The following is a 21,069-nucleotide window of genomic DNA, read 5'->3' on the forward strand; positions in this document are numbered from 1 at the left end:
CATTCAGGCGGCGAAGCGCAGGCCGCCGTCGCAGGTCAGCACCTGGCCGGTCATGAAACCGTTGGACACCAGGAAGGCGATCGCGTCGGCGACGTCCTCGGCGCGGCCGATGCGGCCGACCGGCGTCTTTCCGGCGTACTCGGCAAAGACCGCCTGCCGCTCTTCGCCGGATAGAAAATCCCACCAGGGCGTATCGATGACGCCGGGGGCCACGACGTTGACGCGCAGCGGCTTCAGTTCAACGGCCAGGATCGGGACTACGGTCAAAAGCATGCCGTTGATGGCGCCGATGCCGGCAATGCCGGGTGCTGCGATCTGCGCCGAGACGGCCGAAATGAAAGTGACCGATCCGGCTTTGTTCAAGGTCGGCAGGGCCGCTTGCAAGCAGCCTAGCTGCGGCTTGATCTTCTCGTCGACGCCGCCGCCGATGTCGGCAAGGTCGAGGGTCGCGAACGGCCCAAGGCCCTTGCCGCCGCTTGCGGCGAGAACGAGATGATCGAATGGGCCGAGACCATCGAAGAAGTGCCGGACCGCGTCCGGCTTGGTCGCGTCGAAAGCGGCCTTGCCGACGGTGCCGCCGAGGCTCTTCCAGGCGTTGTTCAGCTTGTCCTCGCTGCGGCCGGTGATCGTCACCTTCATCGTAGGGCTGAGCAGCCGTTTGGCTGTGGCAAGGCCAATGCCAGACGAGCCGCCGATGATGACGCAATGTTCGATGCTCATGAATGCTGTTCCTTGGATGTCGCGGAAGATTGTCCGGTCAGTTCGAGGCTGAGCGCCCGCAACCGGCTGCGGGCTTTTTCGTCATAGGCCTGGGCATCGGCGCGCGCTTCCCGCTGGCCATCGAAATAGAGGCCGCTGCGCCCTTCGAGCGCCGGAGATATTGCCAAGTTGAGGATCGCGTCGGCGCCGGTCTCGACCGAGCTCCACGGTGTGATGCCGGCCTGCCGGACCATGGTGGTATCCATGTAGCTTGCCGGATGGAGTGCATTGACGGTGACGCCGCTGCCTTCGAGCTGCTCGGCCAGATCGATGGTGAACAAGATCTGCGCCAGCTTGCTCTGGCAATAGGCGCGCACGCCGCTATAGCCGCGGGCCAGATTGATATCGTCGAAATCGATCGCCTGCTGGCCGGCGGAGGCGACATTGACGATGCGCGCCGGCGCGCTTGCCTTCAGCAAGGGCAAAAGCTCCGACGACAGCAGGAAGCCTGCGAGATAGTTTACGGCGAAGCGCATTTCGTAGCCGTCGGCGCTCACTTGCCTTTTTGCGCCTGCGCCGCCCGTGCCGACGCCGGCATTGCTGATCAATATGTCGAGCCGGTCGGTTCCTGCCCGCACGGCGCCGGCAAGGCGGCGCACTTCGGCGAGCGACGAAAGATCCGCAAGCAGAAATTCGGCGTTGCCGCCCTCGGCTTCGATGGCAGCGACTGTCGCCTTGGCGCGAGTTTGGTCGCGGCCATGTACCAGCACGCGGGCGCCGGCAGCGCCGAGCCTTTCAGCGACCACGCGGCCAACCCCGTCGGTCGAGCCGGTGACGAGAACGGTCTTATTCTTAAGTTCCATGTTCAGAGCCTCCTTATGCTGCTCTGAACGCAAGATGGGGCGCGGCGCGCAGGCCAAACAGTTCAAATTTTATCCTGGTATCGATACTGCTATAATAGCTGCATGGATGCCGTGCCCCATTCCCCTGACGACAGCCGCCGCCGCGAGCTCGGCGCTTTCCTGCGCTCGCGCCGGGAGCGGCTCTCGCCTGCCGACATTGGGATTGCGAGCGGCGCCAGGCGGCGTACGCCCGGGCTGAGGCGCGAGGAAGTGGCGATGATCGCCGGCGTCGGTACCACCTGGTACACCTGGCTGGAGCAGGGGCGGGACGTGCGGCCCTCGGTCGAGGTGCTGACCGCGCTCTGCGAGGCGCTGCGCCTGGACGCCGTCGAGAAGCGGCATCTGTTCATCCTTGCCGGCCGCCAGCAGCCGGAGCAGCGCACGGCGACGTCTGAAAAGGTCGACGCCACACTGCTGCACATGCTGGGGAGCCTCGTCCTGCAGCCGGCTTATGTGGTTGGCCGGCGTTGGGATGTGCTCGCCTGGAATCCGGCGGCGGTCGCCTTGTTCGGCGACTATGGCCTGCTGGAGGGCGATGCCCGCAACATCGTCCATCTGGTGTTCACAAGCCCGCAGCACCGCCGGCTGCTGGTCGACTGGGACGCGCTTGCCCGCATGGTGCTCGCTTCGTTTCGCGCGGAGAGCGCCAAATATGTCGGCGATCCGGATTTCGAGCGGCTGATCGCGCTGATGATGCGCTCAAGCCCGGAGTTCCGTGATTGGTGGCCGCGGCGGGACGTGGCGAGAAGGCTGACGGGCGTGAAACATGTCCGCCATCCCACAGCCGGCCCGATGGCTTTCGAGCATATGAGCCTGTCGATCGACGACGGCTCAGACATGCGGCTGATCGTCTACACGCCGTTGCCCGAGCAGAATACGATCGCCAAGCTCAAGAACCTGCTGGAAGAGAAACCCGCCGAGCGGTGCAGCGCCTGATCTTCGCCCGACCTAGACTTTCGGCTTCAACCCATCGAGGAACAATTGCTCCAGGAACCGGGCGGCATCCTCGAAGCGGCCGTCGCCGCCGCGGTCGGGACCGAGCACGGCGCGCACCTGGACGTCGAAATCGGCGTAATGCTGCGTCGTCGCCCAGATCGAGAAGATCAGATGCCAGGGATCGGTGCGGGCGATCTTGCCGGCGCGCATCCAGCCCTTGATGACGGCGGCCTTTTCCTCGACCAGCGTTTTCAGCTCGCCCTCCAGCATCGGCATGATGCGCGGCGCGCCCTGCAGGATCTCGTTGGCGAAGAGCCGGCTTTCGCGCGGAAAATCGCGCGCCATTTCGAGCTTGCGGCGGATGTAGCTTCTGAGCTCGGTCATCGGATCGCCGATATCGTCAAGCTCGCGGAGCGGCGCCAGCCAGGTGTCCAGCAGCCGCTGCATCAATGTCTCGTGAATGTCCTCCTTGCGGCGGAAGTAATAGAGAAGGTTCGGCTTCGACATGCCGGCGGCTTCGGCAATCTGGTCGATGGTCGAGCCGCGAAAACCGTTGGCGGAGAAGACTTCCAGCGCGGCTTCCAGGATGAGCTCGCGCTTTTCCTGCTGGATGCGGGTGCGGCGTGGAGCTGAGCCTTCCATCCTGTCCGTCATCCTTGCCGGCTGCTGCCGTGTGGGCACTCTGGACCAATTCTCTGGACCAGTTTTTCTCCGAGCCGTGGAGCGCGCTTTCGATACCGCATTTCCGTTAGTAGTCCCTTGACCGCCGACAGGGCGGTGCTAACGTTTGTCCAACCGGTCAAAATTTTGCGTAGCACGAAAACGCAACGAAGACCAAGCCTTGGGAAGACCAAGCGTTAGCGCACAGAAACAGGTTACAAGGGGAAATCTTGGTCATGTCCAACCGGCTGAAAGTCACGCCGAACGATCTCAGCGCATTCTGGATGCCGTTCACGGCAAACCGGCAGTTCAAGCAGGCGCCGCGCATGTTCGTGTCCGCCAAGGACATGCACTACACGACGAGCGATGGCCGCAAGGTGCTCGACGGCACTGCAGGCCTCTGGTGCGTCAACGCCGGCCACTGCCGGCCGAAGATCACCGAGGCCATTCAGCAGCAGGCCGCCGAACTCGACTATGCGCCGGCCTTCCAGATGGGCCACCCGATCGTCTTCGAACTGGCGAACCGCCTGGTCGATATCGCGCCGAAGGGCATGGACCATGTGTTCTTCACCAATTCCGGTTCGGAGTCGGTCGAGACCGCGTTGAAGATGGCGATCGCCTATCACCGTGTCCGAGGCGAGGGCTCGCGCACCCGGCTGATCGGCCGCGAGCGCGGCTATCACGGCGTCAATTTCGGCGGCATTTCGGTCGGCGGCATCGTCGCCAACCGCAAGATGTTCGGCACGCTGCTCGGCGGCGTCGACCATCTGCCGCACACCCATCTGCCGGAGAAGAATGCCTTCTCGAAGGGCGTGCCTGAGCACGGCGCCGAATTGGCGAACGAGCTGGAGCGTCTCGTCACCCTGCATGACGCCTCGACCATCGCGGCGGTCATCGTCGAGCCGGTCGCAGGCTCGACCGGCGTCATCCTGCCGCCGAAAGGCTACCTGCAGAAGCTTCGAGAAATCTGCACCAAGCACGGCATATTGTTGATCTTTGATGAAGTGATCACCGGCTTCGGCCGTCTTGGCGCGCCGTTCGCGGCCGATTATTTCGGCGTCACGCCGGATATCATGACGACGGCCAAGGGCGTGTCCAACGGCGTCATCCCGATGGGCGCGGTTTTCGTGAAGAAGGAAATCCACGACGCCTTCATGAACGGCCCGGAGCACATGATCGAGTTCTTCCACGGCTACACCTATTCGGGCAATCCGATCGCCTGCGCCGCGGCTCTCGGCACTTTGGACACCTATAAGGAAGAAGGGCTGCTAACCCGCGGCGAGGAGCTGGCGCCTTACTGGGAGGACGCGCTGCATTCGCTGAAGGGCGAGCCGCATGTCATTGACATCCGCAATATCGGCCTGATCGGCGCGATCGAGCTGGCGCCGATCGCCGGTAGCCCGACCAAGCGGGCCTTCTCGGCCTTCGTCAAAGCGTTCGAACGCGGCGCGCTGATCCGCACAACCGGCGACATCATCGCGCTGTCGCCGCCGCTGATCATCACCAAGGGCCAGATCAACGAACTGATCGACCATGTTCGCGATGTTCTGCGCTCGATAGACTAACTGCTCAAACCGCTCGGGCGGCGACGGGAACCGCCGCCCGACCGGAGACCTGAAATGAGAGGACTTTGAATGGCCGCCCCCGGCGAGAATCTGCGAATCAATTCAGACCGTTTGTGGGATTCCATCATGGAGATGGCGAAGATCGGCCCCGGCATCGCCGGGGGCAACAATCGCCAGACGCTGACCGATTCCGACAAGCAAGGCCGCGAACTGTTCAAGTCTTGGTGCGACGAGGCCGGGCTCACGATGGGCGTGGACCAGATGGGCACCATGTTCATGACGCGGTCCGGCACCGATCCGGACGCGCTGCCGATCTATGTCGGTTCCCATCTCGATACACAGCCCACCGGCGGCAAATATGACGGCGTGCTCGGCGTGCTCTCTGGCCTCGAGGTCGTGCGCTCGCTCAACGATCTCGGCATCAAAACCAAACATCCGATCGTCGTCACCAACTGGACGAACGAGGAGGGAGCCCGTTTCGCGCCGGCCATGCTCGCCTCCGGCGTGTTCGCAGGCGTTCACACGCAGGACTATGCCTATGCCCGCAAGGATCTCGACGGCCTGAGCTTCGGCGACGAGCTGAAGCGGATCGGTTGGGTCGGCGACGAGACGGTCGGCGCGCGTAAGATGCACGCCTATTTCGAGTACCATATCGAGCAGGGGCCCATCCTCGAGGCCGAGAACAAGCAGATCGGCGTGGTGACCCACTGCCAGGGCCTGTGGTGGCTGGAATTCACGCTGACCGGCAGGGAGGCGCATACCGGCTCGACCCCGATGAACATGCGCGTCAATGCGGGGTTGGCCATGGCCCGCATCCTGGAGATGGTGCAGACGGTCGCGATGGAGAACCAGCCTGGCGCTGTCGGCGGTGTAGGCCAGGTGAAGTTCTCGCCCAACTCCCGCAACGTGCTGCCGGGCACGGTGATCTTCACTGTCGATATCCGCTCGCCCGATAAGGCGAAGCTCGACGGCATGCGCGCGCGCATCGAGAAGGAGGCGCCGAAGATCTGCGAGCCGCTCGGCGTGAAATGCGCCGTCGAGGCGGTCGGCCATTTCGATCCGGTGACCTTCGATCCGACGCTGGTCGGCCGTGTCCGCACCGCCGCCGAGAAGCTGGGCTACAGCCACATGAACATCATCTCCGGCGCCGGCCACGACGCCTGCTGGGCGGCCAAGGTCGCGCCGGCGACCATGGTCATGTGTCCCTGTGTCGGCGGGCTCAGCCACAACGAGGCCGAGGACATCTCCAAGGAATGGGCGGCGGCGGGCGCCGACGTGCTGTTCCACGCGGTGGTCGAGACGGCAGGAATCGTCGAATGACCGAATAGAAATCACCTCGAAAAAGCCGCTCGCAAAGAAGCGTGAAAAGATCAGGGGAACGGATATGACCAAAGTCATCAAGAACGGCACCATCGTCACCGCCGACCGCACGTGGAAAGCCGACGTGCTGATGCAGCACGGCAAGATCATCGCCATCGGCTCGAACCTGCATGGCGATCACGAGTTCGACGCCACTGGCTGCTATGTCATGCCGGGCGGCATCGATCCGCACACCCATCTCGAAATGCCCTTCATGGGCACCTATTCGGCCGACGATTTCGAATCCGGCACGCGCGCGGCGCTTTCGGGCGGCACGACCATGGTCGTCGATTTCTGCCTGCCGGCGCCGCAGCAGTCGCTGCTGGAGGCGCTGCAGATGTGGGACAACAAGACCTCGAAAGCTGCCTGCGACTATTCCTTCCACATGGCGATCACCTGGTGGGGCAAGCAGGTCTTCGACGAGATGGCCACCGTCGTCGACAGGGGCATCACCTCGTTCAAGCACTTCATGGCCTACAAGGGCGCGCTGATGGTCGACGACGACGAGATGTATTCCTCGTTCCAGCGCTGCGCCGATCTCGGCGCGCTGCCGCTGGTCCATGCCGAAAATGGCGACGTGATCGCGGCACTCTCGCAGAAGCTGCTTGCCGCCGGCAATAACGGCCCCGAGGGGCATGCCTATTCGCGTCCGCCCGAAGTGGAAGGCGAGGCGACAAACCGCGCCATCATGATCGCCGACATGGCGGGCGTGCCGCTCTATGTCGTGCACGTCTCCTGCGAGCAGAGCCATGAAGCCATCCGCCGGGCACGCCAGAAGGGCATGCGCGTCTATGGCGAGCCGCTGATCCAGCACCTGACGCTCGACGAGAGCGAATATTTCAACAAGGACTGGGACCATGCGGCGCGGCGCGTGATGAGCCCGCCTTTCCGCAGCAAGTGGCACCAGGATTCGCTATGGGCAGGCCTGCAGGCCGGATCGCTGCAGGTGGTGGCGACTGACCACTGCTCCTTCACCACCAAGCAGAAGCGCAACGGCGTCGGCGACTTCACCAAGATCCCGAACGGCACCGGCGGCCTCGAGGATCGTTTGCCCGTGCTTTGGACCAGCGGCGTCAACACCGGCCGGCTGACGATGAACGAGTTCGTCGCGGTGACCTCGACCAACATCGCCAAGATCCTCAACATGTATCCGAAGAAGGGCGCGATCGTCGAAGGCGCGGATGCCGACATCGTGGTCTGGGACCCGAAGCGCAAGAAGACGATCACGGCCAAGAACCAGCAGTCGGTGATCGACTACAACGTCTTTGAGGGTTTCGAGGTGACAGGGCTGCCGCGCTTCGTCTTTTCGCGCGGCGAACTGTCGATCGAAGAAGCGGACGTCAAGGCCAAGGTCGGGCACGGGGAGTTCGTGGCGCGCGAACCGAACGCCGCTGTCAACCGCGCGCTTTCGACCTGGAAGGAGATCAGCGCACCGCGCAAGGTGGAGCGCACGGGCATTCCGGCGACCGGAGTTTGAGCGTGCGCGCAACTCACCTTCTCGTCGTGGCAGCCGTGCTGCTGGCCGCCGGCCAAGCTTTCGCCGCCGGCATCGATCTCTCCAAGCCCTGGGGCAACAAATCCGGCTGCATCAACAAGAACGGCCAGGAGGTCTATGCCGAGGACATGCTGCTGTTGACCAGCGAGGCGTTCGTCACGGTCGCCAGCGCCTGCACCTTTACCGACAAGAGACCCCAGGCGAATGGCTCCCTTGTGGTGACGGCGCAGTGCGAGGCGGAAGGCGAGGAGGGGCAGACGCCGGCCCAGTTCATCATCAAGCGCAGCGCCAAGAACGCCAAGAGACTGGTGATCGCCGACAAGGACGGCAACGCGATGGGAGAAGTCTCCCGGTGCAAATGACGGCGGTCCCGTCGACCTCAGGCAACCAACGCATCCAGTTCCGGCATCAGGACCACGCTTTCCTGCTCGTTGGGATCGGTGCGGGCGATGACCGCCGAAGAGGGCGCTCCGCTCAGATTGGCGGGCAGATGCGGCACGCCCGCCGGAATGTAGAACAGGTCGCCGGCCTTGACGACTTCGTGATGCTCGAGCCGGTCGCCATACCAGGTGTGGACCTCGCCGGAGAGCACATAGATCGCGGTCTCGTGGTTCTCATGCATATGCGCCTTGGCGCGGGCGCCGGGCGGCATGGTGAGAAGATGCATACAAATGCCGGAGGAGCCGACGGTTTCGGCGGCTATACCGGCGAAATAGCTCAAGCCTTGCTTGCCTTCATAAGTGCTTTCAGGGCGAATAAGGTGGCATGTGGGTTTAGGCGACATCGGCAAGGCTCCGGGCGTCGATCAAGTGGGACTGGACGAGTGGAAAGCAAGGCAATCGTAAAATCAACCGGATTCCGGCCGGCGCGGCAGCGGCTGCGAAAGACAGGTTTCTGCCGATGAGCGGACAGTCGCCAGCCGTCGTTTCGGCAAGCAAGCTCGGCCTCACCTTCCAGACCAATGACGGTCCGGTGCAGGCGCTGTCCAATGTCGATCTCACCATCGGCAAGGGTGAGTTCGTCTCCTTCATCGGCCCCTCCGGCTGCGGCAAGACAACCTTGCTGCGCGTCATCGCCGATCTGGAGAAGCCGACCTCGGGAACGATCTCCGTCAATGGGATTTCGCCGGAGCAGGCGCGCGAGAAGCGGGCTTACGGCTATGTCTTCCAGGCGGCGGCGCTGTTTCCTTGGCGCACAATCGAGCGGAATGTGGCGCTGCCGCTGGAAATCATTGGCCTCAGCCAGGCCGAGCAGGCGGAACGCATCAAGCGAACCCTCGAACTCGTCAACCTCTCCGGCTTCGAGAAGAAGTATCCCTGGCAGCTGTCCGGCGGCATGCAGCAGCGCGCCTCGATCGCGCGCGCGCTCGCCTTCGACGCCGATTTGCTTTTGATGGACGAGCCGTTCGGCGCGCTCGACGAGATCGTGCGCGATCATCTGAACGAACAGCTTCTCGAACTCTGGGATTCGACCAACAAGACGATCTGCTTTGTCACTCACTCGATCCCCGAGGCGGTCTATCTGTCGACCCGCATCGTGGTGATGTCGCCGCGGCCGGGCCGCGTCACCGACGTGATCGAATCCACCTTGCCCAGGAAGCGGCCGCTCGACATCCGCGAGACGCCGGAATTCCTGGCGATCGCCGCGCGCGTGCGCGACGGGTTGAGGGCGGGGCACAGCTATGATGATTGAGGGTGCTTGCCAGCGGACGGACACCCGCTGCTTCGACATCCTGGGGCGGAGCAAGCGCGAAGCCGCGCGCGTGGCGGGAGCCGACCGCCGTGATTTCGTTATCCTAGGGTGGAGCGACGCGAAGCGGAGCGCAGACCCTAGGATCCATGCCGGGACGTCGACCGAAGGCCGTAAGCGGCTCAGAATACCCGACGAGCTGAGCGCGGCGCAGGGAGCCGTATTCTGCGCCACAGCGGAGCGTCGAGGTAACGGCATGGATCCTAGGGTCCGCGGCGGGCCGCTTCGCTCCTTGCTCCGCCCTATGATGACGAAAAACGCGCAGCGCCGCGTGCTGCCGTTGCGCCGGGGGAAGGCCCGCTAAATGGACTCCTTCCGTTCCAAGATCATCCCGGTCACGTCAATCCTCGCCGGCGTGGTGGTGCTCTGGTATGTCTTCGCCGTCATCCTCAATGCGCCGTTCCAGCGCGATCTCGACGCCAGAGCCAACGAAACCCCCGGCACGGTCGAATTCATCGGCAAGACATTATCGCAGCCGAAGCCGACGCTGCCGGCGCCGCACCAGGTGGCGGTGAACTTCTTCGAGAACACCTTCCTGCGCGGCATCACCTCGAACCGCAGCCTTGTCTACAATGCCTGGGTGACGCTGTCCTCGACGCTGCTCGGCTTTGCTTTCGGCACGGCGCTCGGCATCGTAATCGCCGTCGGCATCGTGCATGTGACGACGCTCGACCGCAGCCTTATGCCGTGGATCATCGCCTCGCAGACCATTCCGATCCTGGCGGTGGCGCCGATGATCATCGTGGTGCTGGCGGCCATCGGCATCACCGGGCTGATCCCCAAGGCGCTGATCTCGACCTATCTGTCGTTCTTCCCGGTTGCGGTCGGCATGGTGAAGGGATTGCGCTCCCCCGAGCTCATGCATCTCGACCTGATGCACACCTATAATGCCAGCGCCTCGCAGACCTTCTGGAAGCTGCGCGTCCCCGCATCGGTGCCGTTCCTGTTCACGTCGATGAAGGTGGCGGTGGCCGCGAGCCTAGTCGGCGCCATCGTCGGCGAATTGCCGACGGGTGCTGTCGCCGGAATCGGCGCCAAGCTGCTTTCCGGCGCCTATTACAGCCAGACGATCGACATCTGGTCGGCGCTGGTCGCGGGGTCGATCGTCGCGGCGCTGCTGGTCATGGTGGTCGGCATCGCCGGCCGCCTGGTCGACCGCGCCATGGGTGGGAGGCCGGCATGACCTGGCTGAAACCATCGTGGCAAGCGGTGCTGGCGATCCTTCTTTGCGTCGTCGCCTTCGCGCTCGGAGCGATGTCGACACCGGAAGCGGCGGCGCTCGCCGAGCCTGCCGCGACGGTTGCCTACCCATATATGGGCACCAAAGGCCTCATCCTCGGATTGCTGCTGATCGCGGCGCTGGTTTCAACGGTGAGACTCGCGCCACTTGTCGAAGCGGTTGTCCTGTTCGTCGGCGCTCATGTCGCAGCGTGGCTTCTGGTCAGGGGCATCGGAGGCTTCGAGGGCACGGCGCTGGCGCCGTACTTTCTGGTTCTCGCTGCCGCCTGGCTGCTTGCCTGGCGCTGCGTCGCGCTGTTGTCCTCGCTACGGACTGCAGCCAGCGGGGCCAAAACGGCGCTTCGCCTGATCATTCCGGCGATCTTCGGCGCCTGGATCCTGATCATCTGGGAAGCGGTGACGCGCGGCGCCGGCATTCCCTTCATCCTTTTGCCACCGCCGAGCGCCATCGGCGCGCGCATCGCCAACTCGCTGCCGATCCTGGGATCGGACGTGCGGCAGACGATCTTCAAGGCGGTGCTGATCGGCTACATCGTCGGCAATCTCGCCGGCTTCGTCGTCGCCATCCTTGCCGACCGTGTGCCGTTCCTCAGGCGCGGGCTGCTGCCGATCGGGAACATGGTGTCGGCGCTGCCGATCATCGGCGTCGCGCCGATCATGGTGATGTGGTTCGGCTTCGACTGGCCGTCCAAGGCGGCGGTCGTGATCATCATGACCTTCTTCCCGATGCTGGTGAACACCGTCGCGGGGCTTGCCGCCTCCGGCCACATGGAGCGCGATTTGATGCGCACTTATGCGTCGGGCTACTGGCCAACCTTGCTGAAGCTGCGGCTGCCGGCGGCAATGCCGTTCATCTTCAATGCGCTGAAGATCAACTCGACGCTGGCGCTGATCGGCGCCATCGTCGCGGAGTTCTTCGGCACGCCCGTGGTAGGCATGGGATTCCGCATTTCGACGGAAGTCGGGCGGATGAACATCGACATGGTCTGGGCCGAAATCGCAGTTGCAGCACTGGCGGGTTCGGTCTTTTATGGCGTGGTCGCTCTTGTCGAGAGAGCCGTCACGTTTTGGCATCCCTCTGTCCGTGGTGGATAGGGGCGGTGGGTTTGGGTGCTAACTTCAGAGGGTAAAAACATGAAAAGACTGGTAATTTCTGCTCTGGCCGGGGCGATGTCGCTGGCCGCTTTCCAAGCGATGGCGGCCGACAAGGTGACGCTGCAGCTGAAATGGGTCACGCAGGCCCAGTTCGCTGGCTACTACGTCGCCAAGGCCAAGGGCTTTTACGAGGCCGAAGGGCTCGACGTCGACATCAAGCCGGGCGGGCCGGATATCGCGCCCGAGCAGGTGATCGCCGGCGGCGGCGCCGATGTGATCGTCGACTGGATGGGCGGCGCGCTGGCCGCCCGTGAAAAAGGCGTGCCGCTGGTCAACATCGCCCAGCCGTTCAAGAAAGCCGGCATGGAACTGGTCTGCCCGAAGGACGGCCCGATCAAGACCGAAGCCGACTTCAAGGGCCACACCCTCGGCGTCTGGTTCTTCGGCAACGAGTACCCGTTCTATGCCTGGATGAACAAGCTTGGCCTCAAGACCGACGGCGGCAAGGACGGCGTCACCGTGCTGAAGCAGAGTTTTGACGTTCAGCCGCTGATCCAGAAGCAGGCGGACTGCATCTCGGTCATGACCTATAACGAGTACTGGCAGCTGATCGACGCCGGCTACAAGCCGGAGCAGCTCACCGTCTTCAACTATTCGGCCATGGGCAACGACCTGCTCGAGGACGGCCTCTACGCGCTGGAGAACAAGCTGAAGGATCCGGCCTTCGAGGACAAGATGGTGCGCTTCGTGCGCGCCTCCATGAAGGGCTGGAAATACGCCGTCGACAATTCGGATGAGGCGGCCGAGATCGTCATGGATAATGGCGGCCAGGACGAGAACCATCAGAAGCGCATGATGGGCGAAGTCGCCAAGCTGATCGACAATGCCGACGGCAAGCTCGATCCGGCCACCTATGAGCGCACCGCCAAGGCGCTGCTCGACCAGAAGATCATCGCCAAGGAGCCGTCGGGCGCCTACACGACCGCGATCACCGACAAGGCGATCAAGTAAGGTCGACCTCGCCAGTCGAGACTTAACGGGGGCGGGTGACCGCCCCTTTTGCTTGGCTGTGGTAAAATATCCGTGTGCAGGGATACAAGCGGCCTGCCAACCGTTGCAGTGGGGCATCCGCGCGCCGGGGGAGCCGCGGCGGGGCGGATGCGCGCCAGCCAAGGAGGTTCTCCAATGCGCATCCAATCATGGCCGATGCTTTCGGCCTTTGCTGTCTCGACTGCTTTGCTGCTCGCATCTCCGGCCTTGGCCGAAACTGTGAAGTACAATGCGACGCTCGACGGTAGCCAGCAGAGCCCGCCCGTCACCACCAAAGGCAAGGGAACCGCCACATTCACCTTCGACACCGCCAAGAAGAAGCTCAGCTGGAACGTCAAATATTCCGGCCTCAGCGGACCTGCGACGGCTGCTCACATTCACGGGCCGGCCGCGTCGGGTGAAAACGCACCTCCGGTGATCCCATTCAAGAAGCTCAAGAGCCCGATCAAGGGATCGGCGACGCTGACCGACGCGCAGGCGGCCGACCTCGAGGCCGGCAAGTACTACGTCAACGTCCACACCAGGGCGAATCCGGACGGCGAGATCCGCGGCCAGATCGAGAAAGCCGGCGGATCGATGTAGCGGAGTTTCCTCAGGCAGCAGCGAGGGGGGCGACCGCCTCGTTCTGCCTGATCAGGACTTGTCGCGTATCTGTGTCAGCGTGCGGGTCGGCGTGATGGCTTCGGGATCGAGCCTGATCTCGACGATCGCCGGCTTGCCGCTGGCGCGTGCGCGTTCGAAGGCCGGAGCGAAGTCTTCGGTCCTTGCGACGGTCTCGCCATGGCCGCCATAGGCGCGGGCGAGGGCGGCGAAATCCGGGTTCTTGAGGTCGGTCGCCACGACGCGGCTCGGATATTCCCGCTCCTGATGCATGCGGATCGTGCCGTAAATGCCATTGTTGACGACCACCACGATGATCGGCAGGTCGTATTGCACGGCGGTCGCGAACTCCTGCCCGTTCATCAGAAAACAGCCGTCGCCGGCAAAAGCGATGACCTCGCGATCCGGGTACAGGGCCTTGGCCGCGACCGCGGCCGGCGTGCCGTAGCCCATCGAGCCGGAAGTCGGCGCCGCCTGCGTGGCGAAGCGGCGGAAGCGATGGAAGCGATGCACCCAGGTGGCGTAGTTGCCGGCGCCGTTGGTGAGGATGGCGTCTTCCGGCAGCGCCTTTTCCAGATAGGTCATGATCGGCCCCATCTTGACGGCGCCGGGGCCGGTCTGAGGCGGCGTCGACCATTCGAGATAGGCGGCATGCAGTTTTGCCGTCTCCGCCGCCCATCCGGGCGCGGCCGGACCTTTGCGTCTGGCGAAGGCTCGCACGAAGGCGGCGGGGGAGGCGTTGATCGCCAGGGTTGGCCGATAGACGCGGCCAAGCTCGCCGGCGTCGGCGTGGACATGCACCAGCATCTGGTCCGGGTATGGGCTTTTCAACAGCGTATAGTCCGAGGACGGCATCTCGCCCATGCGGCCGCCGATGAGCAGCACCAGGTCTGCCTGCTTGATCGCTGCAGCCAGCTTTGGATTGATGCCGATGCCGACATCGCCGGCATAGTTCGGATGCAAGTGGTCGAACAGCATCTGGCGGCGGAAGGAGCAGCCGACCGGCAGTGACCAGGCCTCTGCGATACGGGTGACGTCCTGAACCGCTTGAATATCCCAGCGCGTGCCGCCCAGGATGGCAATTGGCCGTTTGGCGGCATTGAGCAGGGCCTCAAGCCGGTCGATTTCGGCCTCACCAGGGCTTGTTTCGACCAGCGTATGAGCCAGCGCCGTTGGGGCCTCGACCTCGCTGGTCAGCATGTCCTCGGGCATCGAGATGACGACCGGACCAGGGCGGCCCGACGTCGCCACCGCGAAGGCGCGGGTGACGAATTCCGGGATGCGCGAGGCATCGTCGATCTCAACCACCCATTTGGCGATGTCGCCGAAGAAACGCTTGTAGTCGACCTCCTGAAAAGCCTCGCGCTCCTTGGCGTGACTGGCGACCTGGCCGATGAACAGGATCAGCGGCACCGAATCCTGCATGGCGATGTGAATGCCGGCCGAAGCGTTGGTGGCGCCGGGGCCGCGGGTGACAAAGCATATGCCGGGCTTGCCGGTCAGGCGCCCCTGGCAGTCGGCCATCATCGCCGCTCCGCCTTCCTGACGGCAGACGATGCTACGGATCGGCGAGTCATGCAGCGCGTCGAGCACCGCCAGATAGGATTCGCCTGGAACGCAGAAGATGCGGTCGGTGCCGTTCGCTTCGAGCGCCTCGACGATCAATTGTCCGCCGGTCTTCATTTTGCTGATCTCTCCAGTTCGGCAAGGATTTCCTCAGTGTGCTCGCCGAGACGCGGCGAGGGGCGCTCATAGACGAGCGGCGTGCCGGACATCACCATCGGCGCACGTACCGTAGGCAGCAAATTGCCATGACCGTCGTCCAGGTCGAGCCGCATGCCGCGCGCGATCGTCTGCGGGTCGGCGAACATCTGGCCGATCGTGTTGATCGGGCTTGCCGGCACGCCGGCCCCCTCTAGCTTCGCCAGCAGCGGATCGCGATCCCACGTGCTCAGCGTCTCGATGATCTGTTCGCGCAGCTTTGCGCGATTGGCGACGCGCGCCGGATTGGTGGCGAAATCCGGATTGGCTGGCAGATCGGTGAGGCCGACCGCTGCGCAGAACTTGGTGAATTGTCCGTCATTGCCGACCGCCAGGATGATATGGCCGTCCTTGACCGGCAGCACCTCGTAAGGCGCGATGTTCATATGCGCGTTGCCCATCTGCACGGGCGACTTGCCGGAGACCAGATAGTTGAGGTTCTGGTTGCCGAGCGCCGAGATCTGGCTGTCGAAGAGCGCCATGTCGATATGCTGGCCTTCACCGGTCCTTTCTGCGTGGCGGAGCGCCGCCTGGATGGCGATCACCGAATAAAGCCCAGTGAACAGGTCGGAGATGGCGACGCCCGCCTTCTGCGGCTCGCGGCCGACCTCGCCGGTGATCGACATCATGCCGGCCATCGCCTGGATGATGAAATCGTACCCAGCGCGGGGCGCGTACGGCCCGTCCTGGCCAAAACCGGTGATTGAGCAATAGACGAGACGCGGGTTGATCCTCTTCAGGCTTTCATAGTCGAGCCCGTATTTCTTGAGACCGCCAAGCTTGAAGTTCTCGATCAGCACGTCGGCCGTGGCGACGAGGCGGCGGAGCGTGTCGGCGCCCTCGGGCTTGGAGAAATCGATGGCGACCGAGCGCTTGCCGCGATTGCAGGAATGATAGTACGCCGCCGAAAGGTTCTCGCCGTCATGGCTCATGACGAAGGGCGGGCCCCATTTGCGGGTGTCGTCGCCGCCGTGCGGGCTCTCCACCTTGATGACATCGGCGCCGAGATCGGCGAGCAGCTGCCCGGCCCAGGGGCCGGCCAGGATGCGGGCGAGTTCGATGACGCGGATGCCTTTCAGCGGGAGTTCAGCCATGGATCACCGTGAGTGGTCGAAAGCGCAGCGTCTACCAACAGAGGTCGCCCCTGTCACGACCCATGCAATGGGCCAATGCCGCTAGAGTTCAGCGTATGATCCGCCCAGGCGGCGAAATCATTCCTGATGATGTCGCGGTTGACCTCGTTCAGGCTTTCGTGGCGGGTGTCGGCGTAAATCTTTGAAACCAGATTCGAAAAGCCCATTTTGTCCATCCGCCGGGCAAGGTGGTGAACCGCTTTGCCGTGGTCCGATGCCGGATCCTTCCCGCCGCCGATCAGATTGACGAAGAGGTCGCGGCGCACGCCGGCGAAGCTAGAATCCCTGCCGGCGTAGAGCGCCAGGTTGACCACATCGCGCCACATGGAGACCGAGGCATCCCAGCCGCAGAGCGGGTCAGCGATGTATTTGTCGACCTCGACCGGATCACGCGACAGCCAGTCGAACAAGGTCCGGTGATTGGGTACGGCCTTGCCCCAGGCCTGGAAGGTCAGCTTGGGCAGCAGCCGAGATGGCACGTCGGAGCCCAGCCGCATCCTTTCCCAGCCCAGGATGGCCAGGGCCAGCCGGCCGAGCAGGCCTTGCGAGAAATTGCCGTTCCAGATCGCGGCGGCATGGACGCGATCGGAATGGCGGAGCACGAAATTCAGCGCGATCGAGGCGCCGAGCGAGTGTCCAAAAGCGATGACCGGCAATCCCGGATGTTCAACGGCGATCAGATCATGCACCGCGCCGACATCGGCAATCACCTTGGCGATGCCGTCGGTATCGGCGAACCGGCCGAGCGGCGCATCGGGCGCCTTTGTCGCGCCATGGCCGCGATGGTCATGGGCGTAGACATGGAAGCCGCGCGCGCCGAGGAAGTCGGCAAAGCGGGCGTAACGCGCCGCATGCTCGGCCAAGCCGTGATTGATCTGGATGACGGCGCGCGGGGATAGTTGCGCATGTCTCACATAGAGGTTGAGGTCGGCCCCGGTCGGTGAGGCCAGCCTGGTCTGCTTGTCGAATGGCATGTCTCGCTCCCTTGGCGACTGATGGGCGAGGGCTTCGGCTGCGTCAAGAGTGCGCGATCCTTTCGAGCCTATGGAGTGCGCTTATCGCTCTCCTGGGGATTATTTTCGCGCGACGACAAAGATCGCAATTCTGACACGTCGGCTGTTCTAATGTGGCGAATCCGATACGGTTCGATGATCGCCGGGAGAGCGGGAATGCGGGTTTGGGCAGTATGGGGTTCGGTTGTTCTGGCCCTGGTCGGCGCCGGCGCGGCTCAGGCCGATGTGAAGATGAGCGGCACCTTCGTGGCCGACAGCGCCTGTCCGGCAACGCAAGCCATCAGGAGCGGCAAGAACTCCGGCAACGTGTCTACCGAAGCGGGACAGACCTATCAGCTTCTGGCAGGCAACAAGGACGAGCCTACCCATTATCTCATCCAGGTTCCTGGCGCCGATCCGGAGCGACGCTGGGTGAAGATCGGCTGCGGTCATGTCACCGGCAGCAGCGCGTCCGCCACGCCCTCGCCGGCCGATCCGATGAAGCCGTCGCAACCTGGTTCCGGCAAGCCTGAATATGTGTTCGCGCTGAGCTGGCAGCCCGCATTCTGTGAGACCAAGGCCAACAAACCCGAATGCAAGGCGCAGAATCCCAACGAATTCGACGCTTCGCACTTCACGCTGCATGGGCTGTGGCCGCAGCCGAACGGCAATTTCTATTGCCAGGTGTCGGCGGCCGACAAGGCCAACGACAATCCCGCGCATTGGGGGGATTTGCCGCCCGTCGAACTCGACGTCAACACGCGCGCCGAGCTCGACCAGATGATGCCGGGCACGGCGTCCAAGCTGGAGCGCCATGAATGGATCAAGCACGGCACCTGCTACGGCAAGAGCCAGCAAGAGTATTTCTCCGACGCGCTCAATCTGATGCGCGCGGTGAACGCCTCGCCGGTGCGCGATCTCTTTGTCAAAAACATCGGCAAGCAGCTGACATCGGAGCAAATACGCAATGCCTTCGACCAGGCCTTCGGCAAGGGCGCCGGGGACCGCGTGCGCGTCTCCTGCCTTGTCGATCCGTCGAGCGGAAGGCGGTTGATCGGCGAGCTGACGCTCGGTCTCTCCGGTCCGATCGCCCCCGACAGCAAGCTCGCCAGCCTGCTGATCGCCTCGGCGCCGACGAGCAAGGCGGGCTGCCCGAAGGGCATGGTGGACGCGATAGGGTTTCAATAGGGCGCGTGCCAGGCCCGGATCTGGCCGCCGAACCGAGCATGATCGCCGGCTGGTGAAGATCGCGGCGTGCCGAAAGCGATTGCCGTTCGGCGCTTCATCGCCTACATAGCGCGCAACTCCACCCAATTCGACAGTTCAGTTTCAGGGAAAGCGCGCGTGGCTCGCCAGTTCATCTATCACATGTCAGGCCTGTCGAAGGCCTACGGCACCAAGAAGGTGCTCGATAACATCCACCTGTCCTTCTATCCGGACGCCAAGATCGGCATCCTCGGCCCCAACGGTTCGGGCAAGTCAACCATCCTGCGCATCATGGCCGGGCTCGACAAGGAGTTTCAGGGCGAGGCGTGGCTGGCCGAAGGCGCGACCGTGGGCTACCTCGCTCAGGAGCCGCAGCTCGACAACAGCAAGACCGTGCGTGAAAACGTCATGGACGGCGTCGCCAGGAAGACCGCCATCATCGAGCGCTATAACGAGCTGATGATGAACTATTCCGACGAGACGGCGGACGAGTCGGCCAAGCTGCAGGACGAGATGGACCGGCTGAACCTGTGGGATCTCGAGCAGCAGGTCGAGATGGCGATGGACGCCCTGCAGTGCCCGCCGGCCGATTCCGAAGTGACCAACCTCTCGGGCGGCGAGCGGCGCCGGGTGGCGCTCTGCCGGCTGCTTCTCGAGCAGCCCGACCTTTTGCTGCTCGACGAGCCGACCAACCATCTCGACGCCGAGACCACGCAATGGCTGGAAAAGCACCTGCGCGACTATCCGGGCTCGGTGCTGATCATCACACACGACCGCTACTTCCTCGACAACGTCACCGGCTGGATTCTCGAGCTCGACCGCGGCCGCGGCATTCCCTACGAGGGCAACTACACCAAATATCTGGATGCCAAGGCCAAGCGCCTGATCCAGGAAGGGCGCGAGGACGACGCCCGCCAGAAGGCGATCTGGCGCGAGCGCGAATGGATCCAATCCTCGCCGAAGGCGCGCCAGACCAAGTCCAAGGCGCGCATCAAGGCCTACGAGGAATTGGTCGAGCAGTCGCAGAACCGCAAGCCGACCGACACGCAGATCGTCATCCCGTCGAGCGAGCGCCTCGGCAATGTCGTCATCGAGGTCGAGGGCCTCAACAAGGGCTTTGCCGACGAGCTTTTGATCGAGGATCTGTCGTTCAAACTGCCGCCGGGCGGTATCGTCGGCGTCATCGGCCCGAACGGTGCCGGCAAGACGACGCTGTTCAGGATGATCACCGGCCAGGAAACACCGGATGCCGGCTCGATCCGCAAGGGCGAGACTGTGAAGCTCGGCTATGTCGACCAAAGCCGCGACGCGCTCGACCCGAACAAGACGGTTTGGGAAGAGATCTCGGGCGGCGCCGAGGTCATCAAGCTCGGCAAGCACGAGGTCAACAGCCGCGCTTACTGCTCGTCCTTCAACTTCCGCGGCGGCGACCAGCAGCAGAAGGTCGGCAATCTTTCCGGCGGCCAGCGCAACCGCGTGCATCTGGCCAAGATGCTGAAGGGCGGCGGCAATGTGCTGCTGCTCGACGAACCGACCAACGATCTCGACACCGAAACGCTGGGCGCGCTGGAAGATGCGCTCGAAGCCTATGCCGGTTGCGCGGTGATCATCAGCCACGACCGCATGTTCCTCGACCGCATGGCGACCCACATGCTCGCCTTCGAGGGCGACGCGCATGTCGAATGGTTCGAAGGCAACTTCGAGGAATATGAGAAGGACAAGCTGCGCCGCCTGGGCGCGGAGGCGGCAACCCCGCACCGCATGACGCACAAGCGGCTGACGCGGTAGCAAAGTCCATGAGCGGCGAACACTTATGAGGTCTGAAATGGCTGACTGGTCCGCCGCCCAATATCTGAAGTTCGAGGACGAGCGCACGCGGCCCGTGCGGGACCTGGCAGCACAAGTCCCGGTAGATTTCCCGCGCCGCGTCGTCGATATCGGCTGCGGTCCGGGCAACTCGACGGAGCTGCTGGTCGAGCGCTGGCCGGATGCGGAGGTCAGCGGCTTCGACACCTCACCCGACATGATCGAGAAGGCGAAGGCGCGGCTGCCCAACGTCAATTTCGAGCTAGCCGATGCTTCCGCCTGGCAGCCGGCACAGCCCGTCGACGTGATCTTCGCAAACGCGGTCTTTCAATGGCTGCCGGAGCATCCGGCGGTGTTCCAGCAGCTGATCGGGCTGCTCGCGCCGGGCGGCGCCTTGGCCATCCAGATGCCCGATAATCTTGGCGAACCCTCGCATCGGTTGATGCGCGACACCGCGGCCGAGATGCCGTTCTCGGCCAAGCTCAGGAGCGCCGCCCGCGCGCCGCTGCCCCCGGTTTCCTTCTACTACGATCTTCTGTCGCCGCTCGCCGATCGCGTGGATATCTGGCACACGATCTACAATCATCCGTTGGCCAATGCCGAAGCGATCGTCGAATGGGTCAAGGCGACGGGGCTGAAGCCGTTCCTCGATCCGCTCGACGCGGACGAGAGAAAGACATTCCTCGAAAGCTACACCGCAAAGATCGCAAAGGCCTATCCGAAGACGGCGACCGGCAAGGTGCTGCTGCGCTTCCCGCGCATCTTCATCATTGCCAAGCGGGCCTGACCGTTTCCGGTCAACTCATCGCGATAGCCGGAACT

General features: G+C 63.6%; 20 protein-coding genes. 13 read left to right on the top strand and 7 right to left on the bottom strand.

The annotated features are described in order from the left end of the window. Nucleotides 1–3: 3 nt before the first annotated feature. Both CK222_RS26320 and CK222_RS26325 read right to left on the bottom strand, forming a co-directional pair. Nucleotides 4–720, bottom strand: a complete 717-nt coding sequence (locus CK222_RS26320) for an SDR family oxidoreductase (RefSeq protein WP_095802388.1) — start codon at nt 718–720, stop codon at nt 4–6. Next, nucleotides 717–1,562: an SDR family NAD(P)-dependent oxidoreductase gene (locus CK222_RS26325; RefSeq protein WP_095802389.1), complete on the bottom strand. Its 846-nt coding sequence runs from the start codon at nt 1,560–1,562 to the stop codon at nt 717–719. Before CK222_RS26325 ends, CK222_RS26320 begins: the two co-directional genes overlap by 4 nt. A gap of 102 nt (nt 1,563–1,664) precedes the next feature. On the opposite strand from CK222_RS26325, the gene CK222_RS26330 reads away from it, so the two are divergent. Further along, nucleotides 1,665–2,537 carry a helix-turn-helix transcriptional regulator gene (locus tag CK222_RS26330; protein WP_095802390.1) on the top strand — a complete coding sequence of 291 codons (873 nt, stop codon included), beginning with the start codon at nt 1,665–1,667 and terminating at the stop codon, nt 2,535–2,537. Nucleotides 2,538–2,549: 12 nt separating this feature from the next. Here the strand turns inward: CK222_RS26330 and CK222_RS26335 are convergent, their stop codons facing one another. Next, on the bottom strand, nt 2,550–3,179 hold the full coding sequence (locus CK222_RS26335) for a TetR family transcriptional regulator C-terminal domain-containing protein (protein WP_095783863.1): 630 nt from the start codon (nt 3,177–3,179) through the stop codon (nt 2,550–2,552). Nucleotides 3,180–3,433: 254 nt separating this feature from the next. Here CK222_RS26335 and CK222_RS26340 point away from each other — a divergent pair, with 254 nt between their 5' ends. From CK222_RS26340 to CK222_RS26355, 4 genes are all read left to right on the top strand, one after another. After that, a complete protein-coding gene (locus CK222_RS26340) occupies nt 3,434–4,762 on the top strand; it encodes an aspartate aminotransferase family protein (RefSeq protein WP_067328959.1) in 1,329 nt (442 codons plus the stop codon). 69 nt (nt 4,763–4,831) lie between these two features. Continuing rightward, nucleotides 4,832–6,082: a Zn-dependent hydrolase gene (locus CK222_RS26345; protein ID WP_095802391.1), complete on the top strand. Its 1,251-nt coding sequence runs from the start codon at nt 4,832–4,834 to the stop codon at nt 6,080–6,082. 64 nt (nt 6,083–6,146) lie between these two features. Then, nucleotides 6,147–7,598 carry a dihydropyrimidinase gene (gene hydA, locus CK222_RS26350; protein WP_095802392.1) on the top strand — a complete coding sequence of 484 codons (1,452 nt, stop codon included), beginning with the start codon at nt 6,147–6,149 and terminating at the stop codon, nt 7,596–7,598. Between the two features lie 2 nt (nt 7,599–7,600). Continuing rightward, a complete protein-coding gene (locus CK222_RS26355) occupies nt 7,601–7,978 on the top strand; it encodes a hypothetical protein (protein WP_176477743.1) in 378 nt (125 codons plus the stop codon). A gap of 17 nt (nt 7,979–7,995) precedes the next feature. On the opposite strand, the gene CK222_RS26360 is transcribed toward CK222_RS26355, so the two are convergent. Then, a complete protein-coding gene (locus CK222_RS26360; RefSeq protein WP_170950346.1) occupies nt 7,996–8,406 on the bottom strand; it encodes a cupin domain-containing protein in 411 nt (136 codons plus the stop codon). 110 nt (nt 8,407–8,516) lie between these two features. On the opposite strand from CK222_RS26360, the gene CK222_RS26365 reads away from it, so the two are divergent. The 5 genes from CK222_RS26365 to CK222_RS26390 all read left to right on the top strand — a co-directional run bounded on the left by CK222_RS26365 (nt 8,517) and on the right by CK222_RS26390 (nt 13,331). Then, on the top strand, nt 8,517–9,308 hold the full coding sequence (locus CK222_RS26365; RefSeq protein WP_066990627.1) for an ABC transporter ATP-binding protein: 792 nt from the start codon (nt 8,517–8,519) through the stop codon (nt 9,306–9,308). A 361-nt stretch (nt 9,309–9,669) separates the two neighbouring features. Then, complete coding sequence (locus tag CK222_RS26375) at nt 9,670–10,548, top strand: ABC transporter permease (protein WP_095802394.1); 879 nt, start codon at nt 9,670–9,672, stop codon at nt 10,546–10,548. Then, entirely contained in the window at nt 10,545–11,699 is a 1,155-nt protein-coding gene (locus tag CK222_RS26380; RefSeq protein ID WP_067328973.1) for an ABC transporter permease, read from the top strand. The genes CK222_RS26375 and CK222_RS26380 overlap by 4 nt, the downstream gene beginning before the upstream one ends. Nucleotides 11,700–11,738: 39 nt before the next feature. Further along, complete coding sequence (locus CK222_RS26385) at nt 11,739–12,710, top strand: ABC transporter substrate-binding protein (RefSeq protein ID WP_066990642.1); 972 nt, start codon at nt 11,739–11,741, stop codon at nt 12,708–12,710. Between the two features lie 174 nt (nt 12,711–12,884). Beyond that, nucleotides 12,885–13,331 (top strand): CHRD domain-containing protein, encoded by a 447-nt coding sequence (locus tag CK222_RS26390; RefSeq protein WP_095802395.1) that lies wholly within the window; start codon nt 12,885–12,887, stop codon nt 13,329–13,331. A 51-nt stretch (nt 13,332–13,382) separates the two neighbouring features. Here CK222_RS26390 and CK222_RS26395 read toward each other — a convergent pair whose 3' ends face one another. From CK222_RS26395 to CK222_RS26405, 3 genes are read right to left on the bottom strand one after another with little or no spacing between them, the layout of a single operon-like run. Beyond that, the gene (locus CK222_RS26395) at nt 13,383–15,032 is read right to left on the bottom strand and encodes a thiamine pyrophosphate-binding protein (protein WP_095802396.1); all 1,650 of its coding nucleotides are present in this window, start codon (nt 15,030–15,032) and stop codon (nt 13,383–13,385) included. Further along, complete coding sequence (locus CK222_RS26400) at nt 15,029–16,204, bottom strand: CaiB/BaiF CoA-transferase family protein (RefSeq protein WP_095802397.1); 1,176 nt, start codon at nt 16,202–16,204, stop codon at nt 15,029–15,031. The genes CK222_RS26395 and CK222_RS26400 overlap by 4 nt, the downstream gene beginning before the upstream one ends. 53 nt (nt 16,205–16,257) lie before the next feature. Further along, on the bottom strand, nt 16,258–17,217 hold the full coding sequence (locus CK222_RS26405) for an alpha/beta hydrolase (protein ID WP_095802398.1): 960 nt from the start codon (nt 17,215–17,217) through the stop codon (nt 16,258–16,260). A 195-nt stretch (nt 17,218–17,412) separates the two neighbouring features. Between CK222_RS26405 and CK222_RS26410 the strand changes: the two genes are divergently transcribed. The 3 genes from CK222_RS26410 (at nt 17,413) to tam (ending at nt 21,034) form a co-directional block, all read left to right on the top strand. After that, nucleotides 17,413–18,423 (top strand): ribonuclease, encoded by a 1,011-nt coding sequence (locus tag CK222_RS26410; RefSeq protein WP_095802399.1) that lies wholly within the window; start codon nt 17,413–17,415, stop codon nt 18,421–18,423. 156 nt (nt 18,424–18,579) lie between these two features. Then, nucleotides 18,580–20,229, top strand: coding sequence for an energy-dependent translational throttle protein EttA (gene ettA / locus CK222_RS26415; RefSeq protein ID WP_067328984.1), 1,650 nt, complete (start codon nt 18,580–18,582; stop codon nt 20,227–20,229). Between the two features lie 37 nt (nt 20,230–20,266). Then, nucleotides 20,267–21,034, top strand: coding sequence for a trans-aconitate 2-methyltransferase (gene tam, locus CK222_RS26420; RefSeq protein WP_095802400.1), 768 nt, complete (start codon nt 20,267–20,269; stop codon nt 21,032–21,034). Nucleotides 21,035–21,069 lie beyond the last annotated feature (35 nt).

It is taken from the genome of Mesorhizobium sp. WSM3866, assembly GCF_002294795.1.
Taxonomy (GTDB): Bacteria; Pseudomonadota; Alphaproteobacteria; order Rhizobiales; family Rhizobiaceae; genus Mesorhizobium.

Bases quoted from the DNA above. Each gene is read 5' to 3' on its own strand.
- CK222_RS26320 (WP_095802388.1), bottom strand. From the start codon at position 720: ATGAGCATCGAACATTGCGTCATCATCGGCGGCTCGTCTGGCATTGGC.
- CK222_RS26325 (WP_095802389.1), bottom strand. From the start codon at position 1,562: ATGGAACTTAAGAATAAGACCGTTCTCGTCACCGGCTCGACCGACGGG.
- CK222_RS26330 (WP_095802390.1), top strand. From the start codon at position 1,665: ATGGATGCCGTGCCCCATTCCCCTGACGACAGCCGCCGCCGCGAGCTC.
- CK222_RS26335 (WP_095783863.1), bottom strand. From the start codon at position 3,179: ATGGAAGGCTCAGCTCCACGCCGCACCCGCATCCAGCAGGAAAAGCGC.
- CK222_RS26340 (WP_067328959.1), top strand. From the start codon at position 3,434: ATGTCCAACCGGCTGAAAGTCACGCCGAACGATCTCAGCGCATTCTGG.
- CK222_RS26345 (WP_095802391.1), top strand. From the start codon at position 4,832: ATGGCCGCCCCCGGCGAGAATCTGCGAATCAATTCAGACCGTTTGTGG.
- hydA (WP_095802392.1), top strand. From the start codon at position 6,147: ATGACCAAAGTCATCAAGAACGGCACCATCGTCACCGCCGACCGCACG.
- CK222_RS26365 (WP_066990627.1), top strand. From the start codon at position 8,517: ATGAGCGGACAGTCGCCAGCCGTCGTTTCGGCAAGCAAGCTCGGCCTC.
- CK222_RS26375 (WP_095802394.1), top strand. From the start codon at position 9,670: ATGGACTCCTTCCGTTCCAAGATCATCCCGGTCACGTCAATCCTCGCC.
- CK222_RS26380 (WP_067328973.1), top strand. From the start codon at position 10,545: ATGACCTGGCTGAAACCATCGTGGCAAGCGGTGCTGGCGATCCTTCTT.
- CK222_RS26385 (WP_066990642.1), top strand. From the start codon at position 11,739: ATGAAAAGACTGGTAATTTCTGCTCTGGCCGGGGCGATGTCGCTGGCC.
- CK222_RS26390 (WP_095802395.1), top strand. From the start codon at position 12,885: ATGCGCATCCAATCATGGCCGATGCTTTCGGCCTTTGCTGTCTCGACT.
- CK222_RS26395 (WP_095802396.1), bottom strand. From the start codon at position 15,032: ATGAAGACCGGCGGACAATTGATCGTCGAGGCGCTCGAAGCGAACGGC.
- CK222_RS26400 (WP_095802397.1), bottom strand. From the start codon at position 16,204: ATGGCTGAACTCCCGCTGAAAGGCATCCGCGTCATCGAACTCGCCCGC.
- CK222_RS26405 (WP_095802398.1), bottom strand. From the start codon at position 17,217: ATGCCATTCGACAAGCAGACCAGGCTGGCCTCACCGACCGGGGCCGAC.
- CK222_RS26410 (WP_095802399.1), top strand. From the start codon at position 17,413: ATGCGGGTTTGGGCAGTATGGGGTTCGGTTGTTCTGGCCCTGGTCGGC.
- tam (WP_095802400.1), top strand. From the start codon at position 20,267: ATGGCTGACTGGTCCGCCGCCCAATATCTGAAGTTCGAGGACGAGCGC.